22 protein-coding genes are annotated in these 20175 nt (G+C 68.6%); 15 read left to right on the top strand and 7 right to left on the bottom strand.

Annotated elements, in window-relative coordinates; all coding sequences use genetic code 11:
- The 3 genes from VN461_08690 to purM form a co-directional block, all read right to left on the bottom strand.
- Positions 1 to 270 (bottom strand): tyrosine--tRNA ligase (locus VN461_08690; protein HXB54845.1); only part of this gene is annotated, 270 nt, incomplete at its 3' end.
- The gene (gene purN, locus VN461_08685; protein ID HXB54844.1) at positions 267 to 875 is read right to left on the bottom strand and encodes a phosphoribosylglycinamide formyltransferase; all 609 of its coding nucleotides are present in this window, start codon (positions 873 to 875) and stop codon (positions 267 to 269) included. The genes VN461_08690 and purN, both read right to left, overlap by 4 nt.
- Entirely contained in the window at positions 872 to 1891 is a 1020-nt protein-coding gene (gene purM, locus VN461_08680; protein ID HXB54843.1) for a phosphoribosylformylglycinamidine cyclo-ligase, read from the bottom strand. The genes purN and purM overlap by 4 nt, the downstream gene beginning before the upstream one ends.
- A 266-nt stretch (positions 1892 to 2157) precedes the next feature.
- Here purM and bcp point away from each other — a divergent pair, with 266 nt between their 5' ends.
- From bcp to VN461_08665, 3 genes are all read left to right on the top strand, one after another.
- Positions 2158 to 2619, top strand: coding sequence for a thioredoxin-dependent thiol peroxidase (bcp, locus tag VN461_08675; protein ID HXB54842.1), 462 nt, complete (start codon positions 2158 to 2160; stop codon positions 2617 to 2619).
- An 11-nt stretch (positions 2620 to 2630) separates the two neighbouring features.
- On the top strand, positions 2631 to 3527 hold the full coding sequence (locus VN461_08670) for a polyprenyl synthetase family protein (GenBank protein HXB54841.1): 897 nt from the start codon (positions 2631 to 2633) through the stop codon (positions 3525 to 3527).
- A gap of 68 nt (positions 3528 to 3595) precedes the next feature.
- Positions 3596 to 3751: a lysine biosynthesis protein LysW gene (locus VN461_08665; GenBank protein HXB54840.1), complete on the top strand. Its 156-nt coding sequence runs from the start codon at positions 3596 to 3598 to the stop codon at positions 3749 to 3751.
- A 12-nt stretch (positions 3752 to 3763) separates the two neighbouring features.
- On the opposite strand, the gene VN461_08660 is transcribed toward VN461_08665, so the two are convergent.
- Positions 3764 to 4108 carry an STAS domain-containing protein gene (locus VN461_08660; protein HXB54839.1) on the bottom strand — a complete coding sequence of 115 codons (345 nt, stop codon included), beginning with the start codon at positions 4106 to 4108 and terminating at the stop codon, positions 3764 to 3766.
- A gap of 24 nt (positions 4109 to 4132) precedes the next feature.
- Positions 4133 to 6076, bottom strand: coding sequence for a peptidylprolyl isomerase (locus VN461_08655; protein HXB54838.1), 1944 nt, complete (start codon positions 6074 to 6076; stop codon positions 4133 to 4135).
- Between the two features lie 205 nt (positions 6077 to 6281).
- Between VN461_08655 and VN461_08650 the strand changes: the two genes are divergently transcribed.
- The 12 genes from VN461_08650 (at position 6282) to VN461_08595 (ending at position 18669) form a co-directional block, all read left to right on the top strand.
- A complete protein-coding gene (locus VN461_08650) occupies positions 6282 to 7532 on the top strand; it encodes a FecR domain-containing protein (protein ID HXB54837.1) in 1251 nt (416 codons plus the stop codon).
- A gap of 2 nt (positions 7533 to 7534) precedes the next feature.
- Positions 7535 to 8941, top strand: a complete 1407-nt coding sequence (locus tag VN461_08645) for a sensor domain-containing diguanylate cyclase (protein HXB54836.1) — start codon at positions 7535 to 7537, stop codon at positions 8939 to 8941.
- 39 nt (positions 8942 to 8980) lie between these two features.
- Complete coding sequence (locus tag VN461_08640) at positions 8981 to 10012, top strand: rod shape-determining protein (protein ID HXB54835.1); 1032 nt, start codon at positions 8981 to 8983, stop codon at positions 10010 to 10012.
- Positions 10013 to 10022: 10 nt separating this feature from the next.
- Positions 10023 to 10886 carry a rod shape-determining protein MreC gene (gene mreC, locus VN461_08635; GenBank protein ID HXB54834.1) on the top strand — a complete coding sequence of 288 codons (864 nt, stop codon included), beginning with the start codon at positions 10023 to 10025 and terminating at the stop codon, positions 10884 to 10886.
- On the top strand, positions 10883 to 11368 hold the full coding sequence (gene mreD, locus VN461_08630; GenBank protein HXB54833.1) for a rod shape-determining protein MreD: 486 nt from the start codon (positions 10883 to 10885) through the stop codon (positions 11366 to 11368). The genes mreC and mreD overlap by 4 nt, the downstream gene beginning before the upstream one ends.
- On the top strand, positions 11365 to 13185 hold the full coding sequence (gene mrdA, locus VN461_08625; GenBank protein ID HXB54832.1) for a penicillin-binding protein 2: 1821 nt from the start codon (positions 11365 to 11367) through the stop codon (positions 13183 to 13185). The genes mreD and mrdA overlap by 4 nt, the downstream gene beginning before the upstream one ends.
- A 7-nt stretch (positions 13186 to 13192) precedes the next feature.
- Positions 13193 to 14299 carry a rod shape-determining protein RodA gene (gene rodA / locus VN461_08620; protein ID HXB54831.1) on the top strand — a complete coding sequence of 369 codons (1107 nt, stop codon included), beginning with the start codon at positions 13193 to 13195 and terminating at the stop codon, positions 14297 to 14299.
- Between the two features lie 259 nt (positions 14300 to 14558).
- Positions 14559 to 16052, top strand: a complete 1494-nt coding sequence (locus VN461_08615; GenBank protein ID HXB54830.1) for an Rne/Rng family ribonuclease — start codon at positions 14559 to 14561, stop codon at positions 16050 to 16052.
- The gene (locus VN461_08610; protein ID HXB54829.1) at positions 16049 to 16690 is read left to right on the top strand and encodes a hypothetical protein; all 642 of its coding nucleotides are present in this window, start codon (positions 16049 to 16051) and stop codon (positions 16688 to 16690) included. Before VN461_08615 ends, VN461_08610 begins: the two co-directional genes overlap by 4 nt.
- Before the next feature lie 266 nt (positions 16691 to 16956).
- A complete protein-coding gene (locus VN461_08605; GenBank protein HXB54828.1) occupies positions 16957 to 17850 on the top strand; it encodes a hypothetical protein in 894 nt (297 codons plus the stop codon).
- 7 nt (positions 17851 to 17857) lie between these two features.
- Positions 17858 to 18175, top strand: a complete 318-nt coding sequence (locus tag VN461_08600; GenBank protein HXB54827.1) for a hypothetical protein — start codon at positions 17858 to 17860, stop codon at positions 18173 to 18175.
- 122 nt (positions 18176 to 18297) lie between these two features.
- Positions 18298 to 18669, top strand: a complete 372-nt coding sequence (locus tag VN461_08595; protein ID HXB54826.1) for an ASCH domain-containing protein — start codon at positions 18298 to 18300, stop codon at positions 18667 to 18669.
- A 385-nt stretch (positions 18670 to 19054) separates the two neighbouring features.
- Here the strand turns inward: VN461_08595 and VN461_08590 are convergent, their stop codons facing one another.
- Both VN461_08590 and VN461_08585 read right to left on the bottom strand, forming a co-directional pair.
- A complete protein-coding gene (locus VN461_08590) occupies positions 19055 to 19606 on the bottom strand; it encodes a hypothetical protein (protein ID HXB54825.1) in 552 nt (183 codons plus the stop codon).
- Between the two features lie 215 nt (positions 19607 to 19821).
- Positions 19822 to 20175 (bottom strand): MOSC domain-containing protein (locus VN461_08585; GenBank protein HXB54824.1); only part of this gene is annotated, 354 nt, incomplete at its 5' end.

The following is a 20175-nucleotide window of genomic DNA, read 5'->3' as shown; positions in this document are numbered from 1 at the left end:
GGGAGGGCGGATCTTGGAGCGACCGGTGGGATCCCCGATCATGCCCGTGAAGTCCCCGATCACAAAGACCACGCGGTGGCCCAGGTCCTGGAAGTGCCGCATCTTGCGCATGAGAACGGTGTGGCCGAGATGGAGGTCGGGAGCGGTGGGGTCAAAGCCGACCTTGACGGTCAGGGGCCGGCCGAGAGCGAGCTTGGCCTTGAGCGCGTCCGGGGTCACCACGTCCACGCACCCCTTCGTGAGGTGGGCGACGGCCTCGCTCGGGTTCATGCTTCCGCCTCCACGACCACCCGCCGACCCTCCATCCGGTAGCGCCCCTCGAGCAGGACCCTGACCGCCCGCGGGTAGATACGGTGCTCGGCCAGGAGAATCCGCGCGGAGAGGCCCTCCACGGAGTCGGACGCGAAGACGGGCACCGCCTCCTGGAGCAGGATGGGCCCCGAGTCCAAGCCCTCATCGACGAGATGGACGGTGGCCCCGGTGATCTTCACCCCGTGCTCAAAGGCCTGCCGCTGGGCCTCCCGGCCGGGGAAGGCGGGAAGGAGGGAAGGGTGCACGTTGACCACCCGCCCGGGGAAGGCGCGGATGAAGCCGGGCGAGAGCAGGCGCATGTAGCCGCCGAGGCAAACGAGATCCACCGCATGCCCGTGAAGGATCTCGGCCAGCTCGGCGTCAAAGGCTTCGCGCGCCCGCACGCGGTGGTCCCGAAAGAGCGCGGGAATGCCCGCCTCGTGGGCGCGCTCCAGGGCGGGGGCCGAGGCCACGTTGGAGATCACCACCGCCACCTCGCCCCCCAGGGCACCCGCGCTCGCGGCGTCGATCAAGGCCTGGAGGTTGGAGCCGCGGCCGCTGACGAGCACGCCGACCTTCTTCACTCGAAGACGACCCCCGACCCCCGGATCACGGAGCCGATCACGAAGGTCGTCTCGCCCCGGCGCTCGAGGGAGTGCTCGACGTGGTGGAGATCCTCGGGGCCCACGATCACCACCATGCCGATGCCCATGTTGAAGGTGCGGAACATCTCCTCCTCAGGCACGCTCCCTCCTGCCTGGATGACGCGGAAGAGGGGAGGTACCTCCCAGGAGCCCAGGCGAACCCGAACCCCGAGGCCGGCGGGCAGAACGCGCGGAATGTTGCCCGGAAAGCCGCCCCCCGTGATGTGGGCGAGAGCGTGGATCTTGTCCCGCTCCAGGAGCGGTTCCAGCGCGGCCACATACCCGCGATGGGGAGCGAGCAGGGCCTCCGCCACGCTCGTCCCCAGCGCGGGGAGGCGAGTGTGCACATCATGGCCGAGCTGGTCGAAGAGGACCTTGCGAGCGAGGGAGTAGCCGTTGGTGTGGAGTCCGGCCGAGGGCAGCCCCAGGAGGGTGTCCCCCTCCCGCACCCGCTCGCCGGTCAGGGCTCGGCTCCTCTCCACCACGCCCACGATGAAGCCGGCCAGGTCGTAGTCTCCGGGGGCGTAGGTGCCCGGCATCTCCGCGGTCTCGCCCCCCAGCAGGGGGCAGCCGAACTCGGCGCAGCCGCGGACGAAGCCCTTCACGATCGCCTCCACCCGCTCGGGGTCCATCGTCCCGAGGGCGATGTAGTCGAGGAAGAAGAGAGGAAGGGCTCCCTGGACCAGGATGTCGTTCACGCAATGGGCCACCAGGTCGTAGCCCACGGTGTCGTGGATTTCCGCGGCCCGGGCCACCTGGATCTTCGTCCCCACTCCGTCCGTCGACGCCACCAGCACCGGCTCTTGGTAGCGCGCGAGGTCGGGCCGGAACATCCCGCCGAAGGACCCGATCTCGGACAGCACGGAGGGGTTGAAGGTGCCCCGGGCCAGGGCCTTGATTCGGGCTTTGGCCGCGTCCGCGGCCGTGATGTCGACGCCCGCCTCGCGATAGTCCACGGAGCGGATCTTACCTCGGAGTCGGCGTCCTCGACGTGACGCTCGGGCGGGCCTCTCTCCGCTTCCCTTGCGTTTGCGTCCCGCCCACCGGGCCGGGCGTCGGTCCCGGGGGGGACGCCTATCCCCTCCGGGGGTTTCGGGCGGACTCCGGGGGTGACGCCGGGGAGTCGCGGCCGGTGCTCGCCCACGCGCGCGGCGGGCCCGGGCTTGGCAGGTACTGAGACCGGGGGGTAAGATGCCGCGAAAGGCGTGGGAGGCGGGACGGCATGATAAAGGAAGGGCGGAAAGCCCCTGACTTCCGGCTCGCCTCCTCGGAGGGAGGAGAGGTGAGTCTCTCCGACCTGCGTGGCAAGACCGTCGTTCTCTATTTCTACCCCAAGGACGACACCCCCGGCTGCACGAGGGAGGCTTGTGGCTTCCGCGACGCCCAGACCCTGATCAAGAAAAGGGGGGCGGTGGTGCTCGGGGTCTCCGGCGACTCTCTCCTCTCCCACCAAAAGTTCAAGACCAAGTACAAGCTGAACTTTCCGCTCCTTGCCGACCCCGACCGGGCGGTGGCAAAGAAGTACGGGGCCTTCGGCGAGAAGCTGATGTACGGGAAGAGAGTCCAGGGAATGATCCGTTCCACGTTCGTCATTGACGGGGAAGGGGTGGTGCGCAAGGTCTTTCCCAGGGTGCGGGTGGATGGCCACCAGGACCAGGTCTTGGAGGCGCTCTCCGCGCTGTGACCGGCGCGCGCATGGCTGGCTCCGTGATCTCGGAATTCGTCGTCCTCGAAGCCACTCTGGAGGAGCGGCGCCTTCAAGTGGAAGCGGCGCTCCGCCGGCTCCACCAAGCGGGCCACGCACCCGGAGTGGCGGCCGCCATCGAGCACAGCCTCTTCGGCCCCGCCAAGCGTCTGCGGCCCATCCTGTCTCTGCTCGTGGCGGAAGTGCTCCGCGGCGACATCGACCAGGTGCTGCCCCCGGCCTGTGCGATCGAGATGGTCCACACCGCAAGCCTGATCCTGGATGACCTGCCCTCCATGGACGATGCGAGCTCCCGGCGCGGCCGCCCCGCCTGCCACATCGTCCATGGAGAGGCCACCGCCATCCTGGCCGCCTTCGCCCTCCAGAACCGCGCCTTTGCCATCCTGGCCGAGGGCTGGCCAGGGGGGCCGGGGGCGGAAACGCGGGCCGCGGTCGCCCGGGATCTCGCCCACGCCGTGGGCCTCGAGGGCATGATCGCGGGTCAGGCCCAGGACCTGGCCGGGACCGACCGGACCATCGACTTTCCCACCCTCGAGTTCATCCACAGCCGCAAGACGGGGGCCCTCTTCACGGCCGCGGCCGCCCTGGGGGCCCTGGCCGCCCGACCCGGGGAGCGCGCGGCCATCATTAGTTACGCCAAGAACCTGGGCCTGGCGTTCCAGATCGTGGACGATTTGATCGACGTCGGGGGGGTGGAGGCGGAGGCCGGCAAGGACGTGGGAAAGGACTTGAAGAAGACCACCTTCGTGTCTTTCTCGGGGGTGGAGGGGGCCCGTGATCTCGCGCGCGAACTGATCGCGACCGCTCAGGAGGCCCTGGCGGGGTTCGGCTCCCGGGCCCAGCCCCTCCGGGACTTGGCCCGCTACGTGGTGACGAGAGGGAGGTAAGGCGCGGACTTGTTCTGCGCGATGCGGTTGGACGACGTCTAAATCCCGAAGCGAGGACGCCCACAATTATGACCCGCTGCCCGGAATGCGAGTCGGACCTGGAGTTGGACGGTTACGATCTGGACGTGGGAGAAAACACGTCCTGTCCGCAGTGCTCGATTGAGCTGAAGGTCGTCTCCCTGGATCCCGTCAGCGTGAGGCTCGCCGACGAAGACGAGGAATGACCCCCGGGGGCGTCAGTTCGGGCCGAAGCCCCTCAGGGCCTCAGTCTCCTCGGCGTAGACCTCGAAGATCGGGAGCAGGCGGGCCATGTAGAGGGTGGAGTGGACGCGCGGGCTCTGGTTCAGGAGCTTCAGCTCCGCTCCGAATCGCCGGGCGGTGCGCAGGCCCGCCACCAGCTCCCCCACGCCCGCGCTGTCCAGGAACGAGACCTCGGAGAGGTTGAGCAGGATCTTCCGCTTGTCCTCGGCCAGGAGCTCGTCGATGGTGTCGCGGAGGATCTGATCACCGAGCCCCGCCGACAGCTTTCCCTTCAGATCGACGATCACGACGTCGCCCGACTGGCGTATCTCGACGTGCATGGGCTCAGGCTTATTCTACCGGCTCTAGCCCCCCTGGCCTAGCACCACGCGCTTGAAAGCCTCGCCTCGGCGCTCCAGAGGGAAGCGCTGTCGGGCCTGGCCCATGTAGTCTTGGAAGAGCTGGTTGCGCTTGTCCTGCCGCAGGGACTCCTCCAGGGACGCCCTCTGCTCCGCGAAAGCCGCGGGGTCGAAGGTCTTCTTCTCGAGCACGCGCACGACCGCATAGCCCGCGGCCACGCGGACGGGGTCGGAGAGCGTCTTCTCGGGCAGCGCGAAGGCCACGTCGTCCAGGGCCGCCCCCGAGCCGAGGTCCCCCAGGGGCATGCCGCGGCCGGTGAGGGAGGGTGTCTCCTTGCGGACCAGGCCGGCCGCCGCCGCCGCCTTCTCCAGGCCCACGCCCGCGGCCTTGGCCTTGATCTCCGCGGCCTGGAGCCCGGCCTTGTCCAGGGCCTTCTCCTCGATCAGGTCGGCCTTCACCTTGGCTTCCACCTCCTTGAGCTCGGGAAGCCGGGAGGGCTGCACCTCGGCGAGAGCGATGAAGGCGGCGCCCCGGGGAAGGGAGAAGCCTTCCTTCTCGATGTCTCCAACCTTCATCTCGAAGACACGGGCCGAGAGGGAGGGGGAGGCGAGCGGGTCGGGGGTCTCTCCCCGCGCGAGAGGAATGCTCTTTTGCACGGTCAAGGCCTGCTCGCGGGCCGCGACCTCCAGGCTCTTTCCGCGGGCCAGCGTGCCCGCGATGGCCTCCGCCTTCTGGGAGGCGAGGGCCTCCACGCGCTGGCTGGTCAGGATCTGCCGGACGCGGTCTTTCACCTGGATCAGGGGGAGAACCGTCTCCTCTTTCCGCGAGGTCACGCGGATGATGTGGTAGCCGAACGGGGTCTTCACGAGGTCGGAAGTCTGGCCTGCCTCCATCTGGAAAACGGCCGAGTCGAAAGCGGGGACCATGCGCCCACGCGGGAAGCACCCCAGGTCTCCACCCGTGGAGGCCGAGCCGGGGTCCTCGGACATCTTCTTGGCTAAGGCTTCGAATTCCTCTCCCGCCGTGAGGCGGTCCCGGACGGTCTCCGCGATCTTTTTCGCCTCCGCGTCGGAATGGCCCTCCTTGGCCCCCGGGCTCGACTTCACCTTGATCAGGATGTGGTGGGCGCAGGTCTCCTCCTCCTGCTTGAACTCGTCGCGGTGGTCCTGGTAGTAGAGACCGAGATCCCGCTCCGTGACCGTGACCTGCGGCCGGAGCGCCTCCCCGTCGAGCAGGATGTAGGACACCACCCGCCGCTCGGGGAAGCGGTAGGACTCGCGCTTGGCCTCGAAGCGCGCCTTCACTTGCTCGTCGTCCACCGCCACCTGGGGGCGGAACCGGGCTGCGTCCACCAGCACGTATTCCGCTTTGATCTGCTCGTTCCGGCGGCGGAACTCTCGCTCCACCTCCTTGTCCGTCACCCCCACCCCGTCCGTGACCAGCGCTTCGAGCTTCTCCCGGAGCAGCGAGCCCCGGAGCGCCCCCTCGAACTCCTCGACGCTCACTCCCTTGAGATCGAGCGTGCGCCTGATCTCCTCCCCGCCCAGAAAGCGTCCGTTCTCCTGGAATTCCGGGGAGGAGGCGATGGTCTTGGCCAGGGCCTCATCGGGCACGGAGAGGCCCAGCCGCTTCGCCTCCAGGAGCGTCACCCGTTCGAGGACCAGGCTGTCGAAGGTCTGCTCTTCCAGGCCCAGCCGGCGCAGGGCGGCGGGGTCGAGCCGCCCCTGATAGATGCGCTCGTAGAACTGGCGCTGACGCTGGTAGGTCTTCTGGTATTCCCCGACCGTGATGGGGAGCCCGCCAACCTTGGCCAGCACCTCACCGGGGGTGCCGCGGTCTATGCCGCTTCCGGTCAGGGCCGGGATGTAGAACCAGATGAAGGAAGCGACGACGATGACCAGGAACCATTTGAAGAACCACAAGTAACGTCTCATGAAGCCGAGAACCATGTCGTCTCCGTTTCCAGGATCTCCTCGGGGAGATATCCAGAAAACCTCGATTTTATTCTCGAGGGGGATCGCCCCGCAACCCGGGGGGCGGGTCTTTGCGCCCACTGTCCGCTTGCACTATACTCTTGCCCGCCCCTAAGTCACTTGGGCTGAAGGAATTTGAGGAGCCGGGGGAGCCACTTGAAGCAACCCGCCGACCGCCTGCATGGCGCCAGACAAGGGTAAGCCGTCCCGCCCCAAAGACGACCTCATCGACTGGTTCACGGTCTCCTACCGGAGCATCTACATTGCGGCCAGCGTAGTCGTCGTGATCGCGGGCGGCGGCTACTTCTACTACGCCAGTCAGAACCCTCACGCCCCCCCCGCGAGCGTCCCCCCGGTTTCGACCTCCGCCCGCTTCACCAACATCGACGGCAGCGTCCAGGTCCGGGTGGCGGGGACCCTCCAGTGGGTGAGCGCAGACCGGAACATCGTCCTCAACAAGGCCGACCTCGTGCGCACCGGCTCCGGGGCCTCGGCTGAGATCCGCTTCTTCGACGGCACCGTCTTCCATGTGCGCGCGGACAGCCTCCTCGCCATCGAGGAGACCTCCGAGGATCCGGCCTCCAAGAGGCGAGTTGTGGCGGCCAGGATCTCCTCCGGGGAGGTGAACTTCCAAACCGTGCCCCGGAACGTGCCCGGCAGCGCGGCCGTCTTCTCCACCCCCACCGTGCGCACGACCGCGGGAGACGATTCCGCGGGCAACATCCTCGTGCAGGACTCGGGGGACAGCGGGATCAAGATCTTCAAGGGGACGGCCCGGGCGGAGAGCCGCACGGGCGAGAAGATCGAACTGGCCGCGAACACGGGGGTACGGGTGGACGCGGCGGGCAAACTCGGGCCCAAGATCACTCTGCCCGGCATCCCCATCCTCCTCGCCCCTCCCCACCAGGCCGAGATCTCCTATCCGAATCCCCCCTCCGCCACCACCCTCCTGGCCTGGAAGGCGGTGGCGGGGGCGGTCTCCTACCACGTGCTCGTGGACTACGCGCCCGCCTTCAGCCGGCCGGTGGTGGACCGCAAGAACTGGCAGAGCGGCTCCATGGAGCTGCGGGGTCTGGACGTGGGGACCTACTATTGGAAGGTGGCGGCGGTGGACAAGGAGGGGGTGGAGGGGAGCTTCTCGGAGTTCGCGCGCTTCGCGGTGACGCGGCCCCGAGGGATCCTGACCGGCGGGCCTCCCCCGGCCCTCATCATCGACCCCCTAGAGCCCCGCGGGAACATCCTCCAGGTGAAGGGGAAGACGGAGCCGGGCGCCTCTCTGACCGTGAACGGCCAGCGGGTGGACGTTCAGACGGACGGCTCCTTCAACGAGTTCATCACCCTGGAAGGGGGCAAGCAGCTGGTGGTCTTCCGCGCGACCGGGATCAATGGCGGGGTCAACGAGCAGAAGCGACCCCTTGTGGTGCCGTTCTAGCGATGGCGCGGGTTGCGGTCTTCGGCGGCTCCGCGCTCCGGCGCAAGCTGAAGCCCGCGCCCACCCGGGGCCTGGCCTACGAGTTCTTCCCCCTCCCCGCCCGCGGGGCGCGCCTTCCGGATCTCCGCGGCTTCGACGGGGCTCTGGTCGAGGTCGGGCCGCATTTGCGCCCGGCCGCGGTGCGCACGGTTCGGCGCGCCCTCCCCCGCAAACCGGTGGGGGGCCTCTGCCGGGCCCCGAGTGGGCGCGCCCTGCGCGAGGCCGAACGCCTGGGCCTGGACTTCCAGCTCCTCTGCTGGCGCGCCGGCGACCCCCCGGCCGCGGCCGTGCTCGCGCACCTGGAGTCCGCGGGCTCGCGGGGGAACCCCGCCGGGCAGCGCGATCTCGGCCTGGCCCTCAAGAAGACGGCCCAGCGACTGGCCATCCTGAGCGACATCGTGAAGACGGCCAACTCCATCCTGGAGCCCCGGAAGGTGATCGAGCTGATCATGGCCAAGATCCAGCAGCTCATCCCCTCCGAGGCCTGGTCCATGCTGATGGTGGACGAGGAGAAGCAGGAGCTGGCCTTCGAGCTGGCCCTGGGGGCCAAGGGCAAAGACGTCTCCGCCTTCCGGGTGAAGATCGGGGAGGGGGTGGCGGGCTGGGTGGCTCAGACGGGAAAGCCCGCCATCGTGAACGACACCACCAAGGACCCCCGCTTCTCCCGGAGGTTCGACAGCAAGACCCAGTTCGAGACCCGCTCCATCCTCTGCGCCCCCCTCATCTCCCGGGGACGCACAATCGGGGTGGTGGAGATCATCAACCGGCTGGGCGGGCGGTTCACCAACACCGACCTCGAGGTGCTTCTGACCCTGGTCGAGCCCTGCGCGATCGCGATCGAAAATGCCATCCTCTTTCAGCGCACGGAGCAGCTCACGATCACGGACGACTTGACCAAGCTCTTCAATTCCCGCTACCTGAACCTGTACATCGGGCGCGAGATCAAGCGCTGCAAGCGGCACGGCATCCCGCTCAGCGTGATCTTCCTGGACCTGGACGGCTTCAAGGGGATCAACGACCAGTACGGCCACCTCGCGGGCTCGGGCACCCTGGCCGAGGTGGGGACCATCCTCGCCCTGGCCGTCCGGGAGTCCGACATCCTGGCCCGCTACGGGGGTGACGAGTTCGTGGTGGTGCTGCCCGAGACCCCCCCCTCGGGGGCTCTCGTCATCGCGGAGAGGCTCCGCAAGGCCATCGAGGAGCATCACTTCCTGGCCTCTCAGGGCCTCTCCGCCCAAATCTCGGCTTCCTTCGGGATTGCTTCCTACCCCGACCACGCGCTCACCCCCGAAGGGCTGATCCAGAAGGCGGACCAGGCCATGTACCGGGTGAAGGAGCGGGACAAGAACGGCATCGAGGTGGCGGTCTAGCAAGGCCCAGCAACCGAAATAGGAGAATCATCCAGAACCATGAACTTGCGCTCTCTCTTCAACTTGAGCTTCTTGTCGAGCGACCTCGCTATCGACCTGGGCACCGCCAACACCCTCGTGTACGCCAAGGGCAAGGGGGTAGTGGTCTCGGAGCCATCCATCGTGGCCGTGAACCGCGTCACCGGGAAGGTAGAGGCGGTGGGGAAGGACGCCAAGGAGATGCTTGGCCGCACCCCCGGCAACATCGTGGCCATCCGTCCCATGAAGGACGGGGTCATCGCCGACTTCGAGATAACGGAGAAGATGCTCAGCTACTTCATCCGGCGGGCCCACAACCGCAACACCCTCGTGCGCCCGCGGATCATCATCGGCATCCCCTCCGAGGTGACCCAGGTCGAGAAGCGGGCGGTCAAGGACTCCGCCCTCAAGGCCAAGGCCTCCGAGGTCTATCTCGTGGACCAGGCCATGGCCGCCGCCATCGGGGCCGGCCTCCCCATCACCGAGCCCAGCGGGAACATGGTGGTGGACATCGGGGGCGGAACCACCGACATCGCGGTCATCTCCCTGGCCGGGATCGTGTACTCGAAGTCGGTGCGGGTGGCGGGGAACGAGATGGACGAGGCCATCATCCAGTACACCAAGAAGAAGTACAACCTGCTCATCGGCGAGCGCACGGCCGAGCAGATCAAGCTGGAGATCGGCAGCGCGTTTCCCCTGGACGAGCCGGTGACCATGGAGATCAAGGGCCGTGACCTCATCGAGGGCATCCCCAAGACCCTGACCATCACCGACGCCGAGATCCGGGAGGCCCTCGCCGAGCCCATCAGCCTGATCGTGAACGCGGTGCGGGTGGCCCTCGAGCGCACGCCCCCCGAGCTCTCCGCGGACATCGTGGATCGGGGGATCGTCCTCACCGGAGGGGGGAGCCTGCTCAAGAACCTGGACAAGCTCCTGCGCGAGGAGACGGGGCTGCCCGTTTCCGTGGCCGAGGACCCCCTCTCCAGCGTGGTCCTGGGTACGGGTAAGATGCTGTCCGACTTCGACCTCCTGAGGAAGATCAGTCTGGACTGACGGGGCGGCCATGGCCGGGCTCATCATCGACGCGCGCAAAAGCGGCTTCATTCTGGTGGGCCTCGTCCTTCTGCACCTGGTCGTGATCAGTCACCAGGTGGACGGGGGGAGCGGGGCCTCGCTCCTCCAGCGCATGGTGTTCGCGGTGCTCTCCCCCTTCCAGGAAGCGGTGGCGGCGGCGGTGCGGGGGGTGGAGCGGTCCTGGAGCGGTTACGTCGACCTTAGGGGCGTGCGCGAGAAGAACGAGCGTCTGCAGGAGAGGCTCTCCATCCTGGAGACGCAGCTCCAGGAGAAGCAGTACAAGGCGCGGGAGGCGGAGCGCCTTCGCGAGCTCCTCGGGCTTCGGGAACTCCTTCCCCACAAGACGATCGTGGCCGAAGTCGTGGCCCGGGAGGGCATGCCCTGGTTCCGGAGCATCACCATCAACAGGGGCCGGGAGGCGGGGGTGGCCCTGGAGGCTCCGGTGCTGAGCCCGACCGGAGTGGTGGGCCGGGTGATCTGGGTGGGACCCCGCTCGGCCAGGGTCCAGCTTCTTCAAGACCGGGACAGCGGGGCGGGGGTCTTGATCGAGCGCAGCCGGGTGAAGGGCGTGGTGGCGGGCCAGGTGGGCTTCGCCGAGTCCAGCTCGGGCGACCTCTTGATGAAGTACGTGCCGGAACTGGCAGACGTGGTGGTGGGGGACGTGGTGGTGACCTCCGGCCAGGATCGGATCTACCCCAAGGGCCTGGTCGTGGGCCGCGTGCGCTTCGTGAGTCCGGGCTCCCTCTTCAAGGAGGTCCTGGTCGAGCCCTCCGCTCGCTTCGAGCAGCTGGAGGAGGTTCTGGTCGTGCGCGGGAGCCAGGAAGAAGCCCTCCCTAACGAGGCGGTGCGATGAGGATGTTCTGGACGGCCCTCGCCATCCTGGGCGCGCTCCTCGTTCAGTCCGCCCTCACCCAGCTCCTGCCCGGGCAGGCCCGCGTCTTCGACCCCTTCCTGCTCGTCCTCGTCTACTGCGCGCTCACGGAGGGCGAGACCCATGGCATGCTCGCGGGCATGGCCGCGGGCTGGGTCCAGGACGTGCATTTCGGGGGCACCGTGCTCGGCTTCTCCGCCCTCACCAAGATCCTGGTGGGCTTCGGGGTGGGGATGGCGGGGGCCCGCTTTCTCCTCATCGGCCCCGGAGCGCGCGCCCTCGTCCTCCTCGTCACCACCCTGGCCGACGCGCTCGTCTTCCAGTGGTGGACCGCGGTTTTCGACGTGCGGACGCTCGATCTCAGTCCGCTGGGTCTCGCGACCCGCGCCACCGTGAACGCGGTGGTGGGGGTCGCCCTCTTCGAGTTCCTGGACCGCCGCCTTCCCCGGGAGGGGCGGGCGTGAGGATCTACGAAGACCTCCGGGTGGTGCAGACGCGGGTAGGCATCCTCCAGTCGCTGGTGGCGGGGCTCATCGTCCTCCTCATCATCCACTTCTGGACCCTCCAGGTGGTCCGGGGGAAGTACTTCCGCACCCTGGCCGAGAACAACCGCAGCCGCACGCTGACCCTGGCCGCTCCCCGCGGCCCCCTCCTCGACCGCAACGGCCGGGTGCTGGTGGAGAACCGCCCCTCCTTCAACGTGCTCCTCACCCCCGAGGACGCGGAGGACCTGGACGGCACGGTGGCCCGGCTGGGGCGGACGCTGGGGATGGGGGAGGCCCAGCTCCGCGAGCGCCTCGTGCGCCGCGCCCCCTTCCGTCCGGTGGTAGTGAAAACGGACGCCCCCCTCGCCGACGTGGCCGCCCTGGAGGCGCGGCGGCCGGAGCTCCGCGCGGTCAGCGTGGAGGTCGTACCCCTGCGCTCCTATCCCCTGGCCGCGGCCGCCGCCCACGCCCTCGGCCGGGTGGGGGAGGTCACGGAGCGCCAGCTCCAGTCCCCGGAGTTCGGGGACCTGGCCCAGGGTGCCCTCGTCGGCCAGGCCGGGCTCGAGTCCCAGTACAACCGGAGCCTCATGGGCAGGGACGGCTTCCGGCGCGTGATCGTGAACAGCCGGGGCCTGGAGGTGGCGGAGGCCGAGCGCCGGTCCCCGGTGGACGGGCCCAGCCTCACCCTCACCCTGGACAGCCACCTCCAGGCGGCCATGGACCGCGCCTTCGCGGGCCGGGCGGGGAGCGCGGTGGCGCTCGATCCCCAGACGGGGGAGATCCTGGCCATGACCTCCACCCCTGCCTACGACCCCAACAAGTTCACCACCGGCATCGACCCCGCCCTCTGGGGCCGCCTCAGCACCGACCCCGGGACCCCGCTCATTAACCGGGTGATCCAGGGCCAGTACTCCCCGGGCAGCACCTTCAAGCTGGTGATGGCCACGGCCGCCCTCGAGGAGGGGATCATCTCTCCCGACACCACCTTCTATTGTCCCGGCTACCTCTCCGTCTACAACACCGTCTTCCGCTGCAGCAAGGCCTCCGGCCACGGAGTGATGGACGTCCACCGGGCCCTGGCCCAGTCCTGCAACGTCTTCTTCTACCAGGTGGGGATGCGGCTGGAGATCAACCGCATCGCCGCCTACGCCAAGCGGATGGGTCTCGGCGCCCCCACCGGCATCGACCTGCCCTACGAAGCGGGCGGGCTCATCCCCAGCCCGGAGTGGAAGCTCCGCACCCAGAAGGCCCCCTGGTACGGGGGGGAGACGGTCTCGGTCTCCATCGGTCAGGGTCAGGTCAACGTCACCCCCCTGCAGATGGCGCGTCTGGCCGCCATCATCGCCAACGGCGGGAAGCTGGTGCGTCCCCACCTCGTGCGGTCGCGGGGAGGGCAGCCGGTGTCGGGGGAGGCCCCCCTCGACCTGGGATTCAAGCCCCAGGTCCTCCAAGTCGTGCGCTCGGGCATGGCCGCGGTGGTGGCGGAAGGCACGGGAGGGCGGGCGCGCCTGCCAAACATCGAGGTCTGCGGCAAGACCGGCTCCGCTCAGGTGGTGGCCAAGTCCCGGCTCGAGAAGACTCCCACCTTGGCCGGCATCCTCCCCCACGGGTGGTTCGTGGCCTTCGCCCCCGCCGACAACCCGCGGATCGCGCTCGCGGTGCTGGTGGAGCACGGGGGGAGCGGAGGCGAGGCCGCCGCACCCGTAGCCCACGAGATCCTGGCCGCTTTCTTCGGCCTGCACGCCCCCGGCGGTCCGGTGGCGGCGGGCGTCACCGACGTCGAGACCGAGGACTGATCCCGGCATGGCCATCGACCGGCGGCTGCTCGTCAACGTGGACTGGGTCCTTCTGGGGGTGACGCTTCTCTTGAGCGGCCTCGGGGTGCTCACCATCCTCTCCGCCGCTCACTCCGGGCATGGCTCGGGGCTGTATCTGAAGCAGCTCTACCTGGTCGGCATCGGCATCCCCTGCCTCCTGATCTCCCTGCTCGTGGACTACCGACGCCTGGCCGACCGCGCGGTGCCCCTCTACCTGCTGGCCGTGGGCGCGCTCGTCTACGTCCTGTTCTTCGGGCCCCGGATCGCGGCCACGCGCCGGTGGATCTCGCTCGGGTCGTTCCACGGATCGATCCAGCTCCAGCCCTCCGAGCTCGTCAAGCTGGTGGCTGCCCTCTTCGTGGCCAAGGTCTTCGCGGAGTCGAGATCGGAGACCTTGGGTCTCCGGGATGTCCTGGGTCCGGGGGCGGCGGTGGGGTTGCTCGCCCTGCTCATCGCCGCCGAGCCCGACCTCGGCACCGCCTTCTGCCTGATCCCCCTCTTCCTGAGCGTGGCCTTCCTGGCCGGGCTCCGCATGAAGGCGGTGCTGGCCCTGTTCGTGGTCCTCCTCATGGTGGGCGGGCTGGGCTGGCAGTTCGCCCTCAAGGACTACCAGAAGACCCGCATCTACACCTTCCTGGATCCGAGCCTCGACCCCAAGGGGGCGGGCTACCAGAAGATCCAGTCCCAGATCGCGGTCGGCTCGGGCGGCCTGCTGGGCAAGGGCTACCAGCAGGGCAGCCAGGCCCAGCTCGGCTACCTGCCCGCCCGCCACACCGACTTCGTGTTCTCCGTCCTGGCCGAGGAGATGGGCTTCGTGGGCGTCCTCACCGTCCTCGCCCTCTACCTCCTGCTCCTGTGGCGAATGCTGGAGACGGCCCAGCTCGCCCGCGACCGGGTGGGTGCCTTCCTGGCCGCGGGCATCGCGGCCACCTTCGCCTTCCAGGTCGTGTACAATGTCGCCATGGTGGCGGGGCTCTTGCCCGTCAAGGGCTTGCCCCTCCCCCTCATGAGCTATGGCGGCTCGTCCATCCTTTCTTCTCTTCTCGCCGTTGGTCTCATTCTGAATGTCCGCATGCGGCGCTTCGCCAACTGAGCTCCCCTCTCGCCCGACGCGCCCAGGGCCGCCCGGCGGGGCCCTTGTACCCTCTCTCCTAAGACTTCTTTCGCGGCCCCCGCGCCGCTTCCGGGGATCCCTGCCCTCCGCCGCTCGCGGAGGAGGGACCCCCTTCGAGCCATTCCCTCACCCGCTGGCGCGTCCGGGACCGGACCCGTGCTGAGGACGCCCGCCCCCTCCCGGAGGAGCCGGGAGGGCTTGGCGCAGGGGGCGGGAAGGCTCATGGATGGGACCTTCCATGACCAGGGACCTGATCGTCAGCAGCACGCCGCAGGAGACGAAGGTCGCCCTCCTTGAGGACGGCGTCGTCTCCGAGCTTTTCATCGAGCGGGAGGCGCACCGAGGGATCGTCGGCAACATCTACAAGGGCCGCGTCACCCGGGTCCTGCCTGGCATGCAGTCGGCCTTCGTGGACCTGGGCCTCGAGCGCGACGCCTTCCTTCACGCGGACGATGTCCTCGAGGAGCTGCCCGAGAACCTGCTCACCCCCGAGGAGCAGGCCCCGGCCGAGACCGGCAACCGCCACGCCCCCATAGAGGATCGGCTGCGCGAGGGTCAGGAGATTCTGGTCCAGGTGATGAAGGAACCGCTGGGCACCAAGGGCGCCCGCATCACCTCCCACGTCTCCCTTCCCGGCCGCTACCTCGTGCTCATGCCCACCGTGGAGCACGTGGGGGTGTCGCGAAAGATCGTGGACGAGGAGGAGCGCCGCCGTCTGAAGGGCCTCCTCAAGCAGATCCGGCAGGAGCGGGGGGGCGGAGGCCTCATCGCCCGCACCGCGGGCCAGGGGCGAAGTCCGGAGGACTTCGAGCGGGACGGCCTGTACCTGGCCCGGACCTGGGACGAGGCGCGGGCCCTGGCCACCCGCGAGGCCGCCCCCGCCCTTCTCCACCGCGAGCTCTCGCTCGTGCAGCGGCTCCTGCGCGACCTGCTCTCCGGCGACATCGCCTCCATCCGCCTGGACAGCGAGCGGGAGTTCCAGCGCACGCTCGACCTTGTGAACCTGCTCCAGCCCGAGCTGGGCCCCCGGGTGCGGCTCTACGACACCCCCCAGAACATCCTGGAGGAGCACGGGGTCGCCCCCGAGCTGGAGCGGGCCCTCCGCTCCAAGGTCTGGCTCCCTTCCGGCGGCTACATCGTGATCAACCAGACCGAGGCCCTGGTCGCCATCGACGTGAACACCGGCCGCTACGTGGGGAAGAAGACGCTGGAGGACACCCTCCTCCGGGCCAACCTGGACGCGGTGCGCGAGATCGTGCGTCAGATCCGCCTGCGCGATCTGGGGGGAATCATCGTGGTGGACTTCATCGACATGGAGGAGCGCAAGAGCCGGCAGAGGGTCATGGCCGCCCTCGAGCAGGAGCTCCGCAAGGACCGCTCGCCCTCCAAGGTGCTCTCCGTTAACGAGTTCGGCCTGGTGATCCTGACCCGGAAGCGCGTGAAGCAGTCGCTGGAGCGCCTGCTCTGCCAGACCTGTCCCTACTGCACGGGGAGCGGGATGATCAAGAGCGTGGCCACCGTCTGCTCCGAGATCTACGATGAGGTCAAGAAGCTGGCCCCCGACATGCGCGGCCAGCCCTTGCTGCTGCGCGTGAACCCGGAGGTGGCGCGGGCCCTGGCCGGGGACGAAGCCGCGGTCCTGCGCGACCTCCAGGGTCTGGTGGGGGGGGAGCTCTCCGTCCAGGGGGACCCCCTCCTCCACCAGGAGCAGTTCGACGTGGTGCCCCGGTGAGCCCTCCCTCCGACCTCGAGGCTTACGTGGAGGCCATCGAAGCCCACATGCGGACGCTCCGGGGGCGCGATCACGCGCTCAGCCCCCGGGACTTCGCCCTCGCCAAGGGCTGGCACCAGGCGGGGGTCCCCCTGGCCACCGTCCTCGTGGCCATCGACCGGGCCTTCGAGGGCAATCCCCAAGTGAGCTCGCTTGCCTACTGCCGGCACCAGGTGGAGGACATGGCGACCGCGGGGCCGCGGCCGGTCCCCCCCGGGCCCGCCGCGGAGCGCGTTCCCTTGAGCGAGGTCGGGGAAGTCCTGGCCGCCCTTCGCGAGCGCCTCCTCGAGCTGCCCCGAGCCGGCTTTGCCCTTCCCCTCCAAAAGATCGTGGAGGTGCAGGACCTGGTGGCGGTGGCCTCTCGCCCCAACTGGGACTACCTGCGGGTCAAGCTCCGGGAGATCGACAACGACGTGGCCGCGGCCGCGCTCGACTCTCTGCCCTCCGCGGAGGGAGCCCGCCTGCGCGCGGAAGCCGAACGGGCCGCAGAGCGCCACCGCGAAAAAGTCGATCCCGCCTCCCTCGAGGACGCCGTGCGCCGCTATCTGCGCCAGCGAGCCCGCGAGAGCCTGGGCTTGCCCCGGGTCAGCGTCCTCTAGCCTCCCCCAGGCCGAAGCGCAGGGCCTTGCGGCCGTCGGACGGCCCCCGCCTCCCGCCCCTCGAGCCCGGAGGCGCGATATGGCCCAGCAATTCCGGCCCTGAACTCGGGTGACCGCGCGGGCCAGGCTTGATGGCCCGGATGCGGGGCGAGGAGGCGGACCAAAGCGTGTTGAAAACGCAGCACAGCCGGTCTAGGCTTTGAGGGTCGGCCGTCGGGAAGCGACGGAGACGCCAGGTGTTTGCGGACCTTTTGCTGGGAGTGCACATGAGATTCCTCAGACCGACGGGAGTGGCAATGGTCGCCGGTTTCTTTACCGTGGCTGCGGCTTATGCCCAAGCACCCTCTCCAACCCCGGGGGCCGCACCCAACCCGAGCGCGTCCCCGGCCGAGGACCAAGCGGGTTCGGAGTTGAAGGAACACCACCGGCACCACCATCACGGCGGCGTCACTAAGTTCATCGCGATGAGCCTCGACACCCTGGGCGTGGACGATGCGAAGCGTCCCCAGATCGAGAAGCTCCAGAGCGACCTCCACGCCCAAATGGCGGCCGCGCGGGAGACGGAAAAGAGCCTCCTGCTCACGCTGGCCGACGGCATCGCCGCCGGCACCGTAGACACGGCCAAGGTGGATGCCGCCATCGCGAAGCTGACCGCGGCCGCAGACGCCGTGCAGGGGGCGAGCCTCGACACTCTGAACAAGCTCCACGCCATCCTCTCTCCGTCCGAGCGCGCGGCCCTCGCCGACAAGGTCGAGGCCCACTGGGAGGTCTGGCGTCAGGTCAATCACGACGCCGAGCCCGGCGGGCGGGAGCACGGCGGGCGGCTGGCCCGGCTGACGGAGGAGGTGTCCCTGACGCCGGACCAGGTCACTAAGATCTCGGCCGCCCTTCAGACCGCGCTGGCCGGGGGTTCCGCCAAGTTCGACCCCCAGAAAGCGGAAGCGCACGTGAAGGCGTTCGCCACCGCGTTCGCGGGCGACCCCTACGATGCCAAAGTCGTCTCGTCGAACGCGAACGGCAACCTGGCGAGCCGCGGCGCGACACGGATGGCCGTCTTCTACGAGACCGTGACACCCCTGCTGACGCCGGATCAACGCACGAAACTCGCCGCGGAGCTGCGCGAGCATGGGAACTACAAGCCGGCCCCTTCCGCAAAGTGAGGGTCCTATGAACCGAAGACTCGTGACGACGTTGGCGGGCGCGGTGGTCGCTTCCTGCCTGGCTTCCACGCCGGCCCGGGCGGGGATCGAGATTCAGGTCTTTCCCCCCGCCTGGTACATCGCTACGGCCAGACCCGTCTACTACGAGGGGCACGCCGCGTACTGGTACGGGAGCCGCTGGCATTATCGGGACGGCCGAGGCTGGCGGACCTACAACGAGGAGCCCCGCTACCTTCGCGAGTACCGCGCCCACCGCGAGCCCGAGCGCCACTACTACGAGCGGGAGCATGACCGCCGCCACTGGGAGCACGACCGCGACCGGTAGCAAACCGCCCGCAACTCTGGAATCTGCCGCGAGCGGGTCCCCGTTCCGGACCCGCTCCGCCCGCTAAGAGCCTTGAAGGGGGGGCCGGCCCTGCCTTCCTGGACCAGGAGCGGGGTCTACCCTTGATATTCACGAAACGCCTGCGCGAAGGCGTTCGTAGCGGCCGAATCACGTCCAGCGTCCGGATCTGGAAGCGCCCCCACGTCACGGCCGGCCGCCGCTACCGCATGGACGAGGGTGAGATCGAGGTGGATTCGATCCTGCCCATGAGCTACGCGGACATCACCCCCGGGCTGGCGCGGGAGTCCGGTTTCAAAGGCGTGGTCGACCTCCTCAAGATCGCGAAGCACGGTAGCGGCGAGAGCGTATACCTGGTCCGGTTCCACTACCTGCCTCCGAGCCGCGCGGTCCCCGGTCCGCGAAGGGGGGCCCGAAAACGGGCGGCCCAACCCGTGGGTGCGGTCGGCCGTGGCCGCCCTCGCTCACGCCGCTAATGGCGAGCCCCCATTCCCTACCCCTGACCATAAAGACGCGCGCTCGCTTGACGGCCTGGATCCGCTCTCGGCTCGAACCCGAGGGAGAAGGCAACGGGGACGAGAGCCGGGTCCCGGAAAGCGTCTCTGCGCTCGAGCGTCATTGGCTTGGTTCCGGTCCTGCTCGTCCTTATCGGGAGTTTGCTCGATCCCCGTACGCAGGAGTGCCCGTGCGACTCCGTGAACGGCGACGAAGGACGAAGAGTGAGCCAGAGTCACCGCGGGGCGATGGAGGAGGCGGCGGGCGCTCGGCTCGGACAAGTTCTAGGCGCCAGAGATCTCCCCCCCGCGGGTAATTTTGGACGTCCAGGTTCCTGCGCGACCGCCGGGCCGCCCCGAGCCACCGCTAGCTGCCTCCCTGGAGCGGGCCAGGCCTGAAGCTCGCGGTCCCACTCCAGGAGCCGGAACTCCCGTTTGCGCTGTAGTGCCACCGCACATGCACCGACTGCGTGGTGTCGCTCGCTTGGAGATCTGCTGAGAACGTCCCTCCGTTCTGGAGCCTCACCAGCCCACCCTTGCAAAGATCGGGCACGGCCACGGACCCCTGGTAGACCAAGGGGCTACTCTGGTCTCCGCTGGGGAACCAGCCACTGCTGTTCTGAGGCACGGTGATGGAGTCACCGGAGAGGAACACGACGATTGTCCCCCCGCCCGTGCCCGAAACGCACTGAGCCTGAAACGTCACGGAGGCCTTCACGAACTGCACGGTGTTCGCGGGATGGGATCCCGGGATCGTAAAATCGTATCCGGCCATGAGGACGGTGCCGGGACTTACCTTGAGGTCGCCTTCCATGGCCTGTGGTCCCATGCTGATCGAGCCGGCCAGGAGAGGGAGCGCGGAGAAAAGGATGACCGACATTCCGATGACAGCAGCGACGAGCCCGCGACGATTTGGCATGAGTGGTCCCTCCTGATGGACCAGCCTGAGAGAGCTGGGCCCGAGTGCGTAGTTCCTAATAGCACGGAGAGGATCGCAACCTTGTGCTTGAACTCACAATGCGAGAGCGGAATAGGGCATGACACCCGACGCTATCATTGGGAGAGTGGCACCAAGCCTGGGGTCGTCGACTCGTCAACCCAAACGCCCCCGGCGGTGTCCTTTGGTGCGAGCCATCAGGCGTCGGGCTCCCAAAGGCGCTTGCGAAGATAGTCCCGCCAACCCTCGGGAAGGGAGGGCAGCGCGACCGCGCGCTGGAGAAGGCTCTGGTTGTCGGCAGCGCGGGTATAGAGAGCCGTGATGTCGGCCACCGTCACGTTGTTATCGTCCCGGGCCGTGAACGCGATGGGGTCGCCGCTCCCCACCTCGCCTTCACCGAGCACCGCCAGGTAGAAGCCCGTGCGACCGCTGGCCAGGAAGCGCTTGACCATGTCCTCGCGGCCAAAACGCGCCCCGAGCTTGTAGCAGGGCATGCGGGGCTGCGTGACCGCGAACTCCGCGGAGCCTATCCGGAGGCGGTCGCCGATCCT

It is taken from the genome of Vicinamibacteria bacterium, assembly GCA_035570235.1.
Lineage (GTDB): Bacteria > Acidobacteriota > Vicinamibacteria > Fen-336 > Fen-336 > DATMML01.
This window is presented reverse-complemented; position numbering and strand designations above follow the sequence as displayed.